This window comes from Paenibacillus albiflavus, from assembly GCF_004344915.1.
GTDB classification, from domain to species: Bacteria; Bacillota; Bacilli; order Paenibacillales; family NBRC-103111; genus Paenibacillus_AM; species Paenibacillus_AM albiflavus.
Window position 1 is genome coordinate 1 of the sequence record NZ_SKFG01000061.1, and the last position, 3493, is coordinate 3493.

At 46.2% G+C, this 3493-nt stretch carries 2 protein-coding genes, 9 tRNA genes and 2 rRNA genes; 2 read left to right on the plus strand and 11 right to left on the minus strand.

Annotation, left to right across the window (positions count from 1 at the left end; translation table 11 throughout):
- The first annotated feature begins 405 nt into the window (after positions 1 to 405).
- Positions 406 to 540 (plus strand): hypothetical protein, encoded by a 135-nt coding sequence (locus E0485_RS25765; RefSeq protein WP_268957636.1) that lies wholly within the window; start codon positions 406 to 408, stop codon positions 538 to 540.
- 281 nt (positions 541 to 821) lie between these two features.
- Here the strand turns inward: E0485_RS25765 and E0485_RS24240 are convergent.
- Positions 822 to 901, minus strand: a tRNA-Leu gene (locus E0485_RS24240).
- Positions 902 to 1243: 342 nt separating this feature from the next.
- On the opposite strand from E0485_RS24240, the gene E0485_RS25770 reads away from it, so the two are divergent.
- Positions 1244 to 1378, plus strand: coding sequence for a hypothetical protein (locus E0485_RS25770; RefSeq protein WP_268957636.1), 135 nt, complete (start codon positions 1244 to 1246; stop codon positions 1376 to 1378).
- A 281-nt stretch (positions 1379 to 1659) separates the two neighbouring features.
- Here the strand turns inward: E0485_RS25770 and E0485_RS24245 are convergent.
- The 10 genes from E0485_RS24245 to E0485_RS24290 all read right to left on the minus strand — a co-directional run.
- A tRNA-Leu gene (locus tag E0485_RS24245) sits at positions 1660 to 1739 on the minus strand.
- A 14-nt stretch (positions 1740 to 1753) separates the two neighbouring features.
- A tRNA-Lys gene (locus tag E0485_RS24250) sits at positions 1754 to 1829 on the minus strand.
- Positions 1830 to 1854: 25 nt separating this feature from the next.
- Positions 1855 to 1929: transfer RNA gene (locus E0485_RS24255), tRNA-Gln, on the minus strand.
- A gap of 12 nt (positions 1930 to 1941) precedes the next feature.
- Positions 1942 to 2014: transfer RNA gene (locus E0485_RS24260), tRNA-Thr, on the minus strand.
- Positions 2015 to 2067: 53 nt separating this feature from the next.
- Positions 2068 to 2143, minus strand: a tRNA-Val gene (locus tag E0485_RS24265).
- 11 nt (positions 2144 to 2154) lie between these two features.
- A tRNA-Glu gene (locus E0485_RS24270) sits at positions 2155 to 2229 on the minus strand.
- A 31-nt stretch (positions 2230 to 2260) separates the two neighbouring features.
- Positions 2261 to 2336 (minus strand) — tRNA-Thr (locus E0485_RS24275).
- 2 nt (positions 2337 to 2338) lie between these two features.
- Positions 2339 to 2414 (minus strand) — tRNA-Asn (locus E0485_RS24280).
- Between the two features lie 5 nt (positions 2415 to 2419).
- Positions 2420 to 2536, minus strand: a 5S ribosomal RNA gene (rrf, locus tag E0485_RS24285).
- A 198-nt stretch (positions 2537 to 2734) separates the two neighbouring features.
- A 23S ribosomal RNA gene (locus tag E0485_RS24290) occupies positions 2735 to 3493 on the minus strand; the annotation flags it as partial.

Consider the following 3493-nt stretch of genomic DNA (forward strand, 5'->3'; position numbering starts at 1 on the left):
GAACCCCCACGGTTTCCCGCTAGATCCTAAGTCTAGTGCGTCTGCCAATTCCGCCATACGCGCGCATCGGATCTTGTAAGTGATTAACTTACGAATCATATCTTACAACATATTCAGACAAAAGTAAACCTCTTGCCCAAAAAAACTTCTGGTTTAATTTGTAATGATCAATTGCAACTACGAATAACAACAAATGTCTTGCGCTAATCTGTTCAACTTACGAACCCAAATGACAATGGCTAGACCAACGATCTTGTTTTGATGATCTATAGCCCTACGGCGGCTCCATTGGAATGGGACTCCTACTTGTTGTGGTAATGTTATACGGCGCATTAGACGGGTTACCAGCGCCTTCATAGGTTATTTGTATGAAGAGGCTATACTGATTCTTTAAGGAGGAGCAAAGTGTGCACAAGGGCAATTGTAGAAGATTATGACACCTCAATAAATACTTCAAAACCCGTTATTCTGGGACGCAACAATAAAGTTGAACTGCCTTCATCAGATATTCAAGAGTTGTATCATGTAGCTGTGAATTAACGGACTTTGAGGTGCTTATTTGGATGGAATAGTGGGGATTCGTTAAAATAGCGGATTATCAAGTGCCTATTCAGGCTGTAACGATCTCAATATAGTTGTTTTACATGAAATAAGTACCTCATAATCCGCTATTGATGCGAACGCTCAGGTTTTCAAGCAAATAAGCACTTCGGAATCCGTTATTTTGCGATGCACAGAAATCAAGCCACCATTTATCAGAATAGTGGCTTGTTATAAGAAAACACCCCTCGTTTTCGAAAAAACGAAGGGTGTTTGTGTGATGCGCGTAGAGGGACTTGAACCCCCACGGTTTCCCGCTAGATCCTAAGTCTAGTGCGTCTGCCAATTCCGCCATACGCGCGCATCGGATCTTGTAAGTGATTAACTTACGAATCATATCTTACAACATATTCAGACAAAAGTAAACCTCTTGCCCAAAAAAACTTCTGGTTTAATTTGTAATGATCAATTGCAACTACGAATAACAACAAATGTCTTGCGCTAATCTGTTCAACTTACGAACCCAAATGACAATGGCTAGACCAACGATCTTGTTTTGATGATCTATAGCCCTACGGCGGCTCCATTGGAATGGGACTCCTACTTGTTGTGGTAATGTTATACGGCGCATTAGACGGGTTACCAGCGCCTTCATAGGTTATTTGTATGAAGAGGCTATACTGATTCTTTAAGGAGGAGCAAAGTGTGCACAAGGGCAATTGTAGAAGATTATGACACCTCAATAAATACTTCAAAACCCGTTATTCTGGGACGCAACAATAAAGTTGAACTGCCTTCATCAGATATTCAAGAGTTGTATCATGTAGCTGTGAATTAACGGACTTTGAGGTGCTTATTTGGATGGAATAGTGGGGATTCGTTAAAATAGCGGATTATCAAGTGCCTATTCAGGCTGTAACGATCTCAATATAGTTGTTTTACATGAAATAAGTACCTCATAATCCGCTATTGATGCGAACGCTCAGGTTTTCAAGCAAATAAGCACTTCGGAATCCGTTATTTTGCGATGCACAGAAATCAAGCCACCATTTATCAGAATAGTGGCTTGTTATAAGAAAACACCCCTCGTTTTCGAAAAAACGAAGGGTGTTTGTGTGATGCGCGTAGAGGGACTTGAACCCCCACGGTTTCCCGCTAGATCCTAAGTCTAGTGCGTCTGCCAATTCCGCCATACGCGCATACGGGATAAAAATGGTGAGCCATGAAGGACTCGAACCTTCGACACCCTGATTAAAAGTCAGGTGCTCTACCAACTGAGCTAATGGCTCATACGATGTGCCACTAGAAAACTAATGGCTGGGGATATAGGATTTGAACCTATGCATGACGGAGTCAAAGTCCGTTGCCTTACCGCTTGGCTAATCCCCAATAGGTAAAGAGTGCCGGCGAGAGGACTTGAACCCCCAACCTACTGATTACAAGTCAGTTGCTCTACCAGTTGAGCTACACCGGCATATAGTGTTATGGTCCCCAAAACACTGCTTCACATGCTTCAGGAAAAAATTATGGTGGAGGCTAACGGGATCGAACCGCTGACCCTCTGCTTGTAAGGCAGATGCTCTCCCAGCTGAGCTAAGCCTCCATAATTGTAAGTGGTGACCCGTAGGGGATTCGAACCCCTGTTACCTCCGTGAAAGGGAGGTGTCTTAACCCCTTGACCAACGGGCCATAGTAATGTAATTTCAGTAGAGAAAGCTAGTGGAGCTTCCAACCGGGATCGAACCGGTGACCTCATCCTTACCATGGATGCACTCTACCTACTGAGCTATGGAAGCAGTGGCTCCCCGAACAGGACTCGAACCTGTGACAACTCGATTAACAGTCGAGTGCTCTACCAACTGAGCTATCAGGGAAAATTGCTTGGCAACGTCCTACTCTCCCAGGATCCTTCGATCCAAGTACCATTGGCGCTGGAAGGCTTAACGGTCGTGTTCGGGATGGGTACGCGTGGTTCCCTTCCGCCATCGTCACCAAACATGCATTTGTGAAACAAATGCAACCCGTTATTAAAATCTGTCATCTCTATTAGAGCCGATAGAATTTAGTAACGAATGCTTCTTTTCAAGGCCTTGTACCTTGAAAACTAGATGCGAATTGAAAGTAGTTTGCTTAGAATTCATGCTTACGAAGTAGTTTTACTCTGTTGCCGCTGGCAACGTTACCGTAAAACTTGTAGGTTAAGCCCTCGACCTATTAGTACTTGTCAGCTCCACACATTGCTGCGCTTCCACCTCAAGCCTATCAACCTCGTCGTCTACAAGGGGTCTTACTAATTGGGAAATCTCATCTTGAGGGGGGCTTCGCGCTTAGATGCTTTCAGCGCTTATCCCTTCCGTACATAGCTACCCAGCGGTGCTCCTGGCGGAACAACTGGTACACCAGCGGTACGTCCATCCCGGTCCTCTCGTACTAAGGACAGCTCCTCTCAAATTTCCTACGCCCACGACAGATAGGGACCGAACTGTCTCACGACGTTCTGAACCCAGCTCGCGTACCGCTTTAATGGGCGAACAGCCCAACCCTTGGGACCTACTTCAGCCCCAGGATGCGATGAGCCGACATCGAGGTGCCAAACCTCCCCGTCGATGTGGACTCTTGGGGGAGATAAGCCTGTTATCCCCAGGGTAGCTTTTATCCGTTGAGCGATGGCCCTTCCATGCGGTACCACCGGATCACTAAGCCCGACTTTCGTCCCTGCTCGACTTGTTGGTCTCGCAGTCAAGCTCCCTTATGCCTTTGCACTCTTCGAATGATTTCCAACCATTCTGAGGGAACCTTGGGACGCCTCCGTTACTCTTTAGGAGGCGACCGCCCCAGTCAAACTGCCCACCTGACACGGTCCTCCTACCAGCTAATGGTAGAGAGTTAGAACTCCAATACGATCAGGGTGGTATCCCAACGTCGCCTCCACACAAGCTGGCGCTCATGCTTC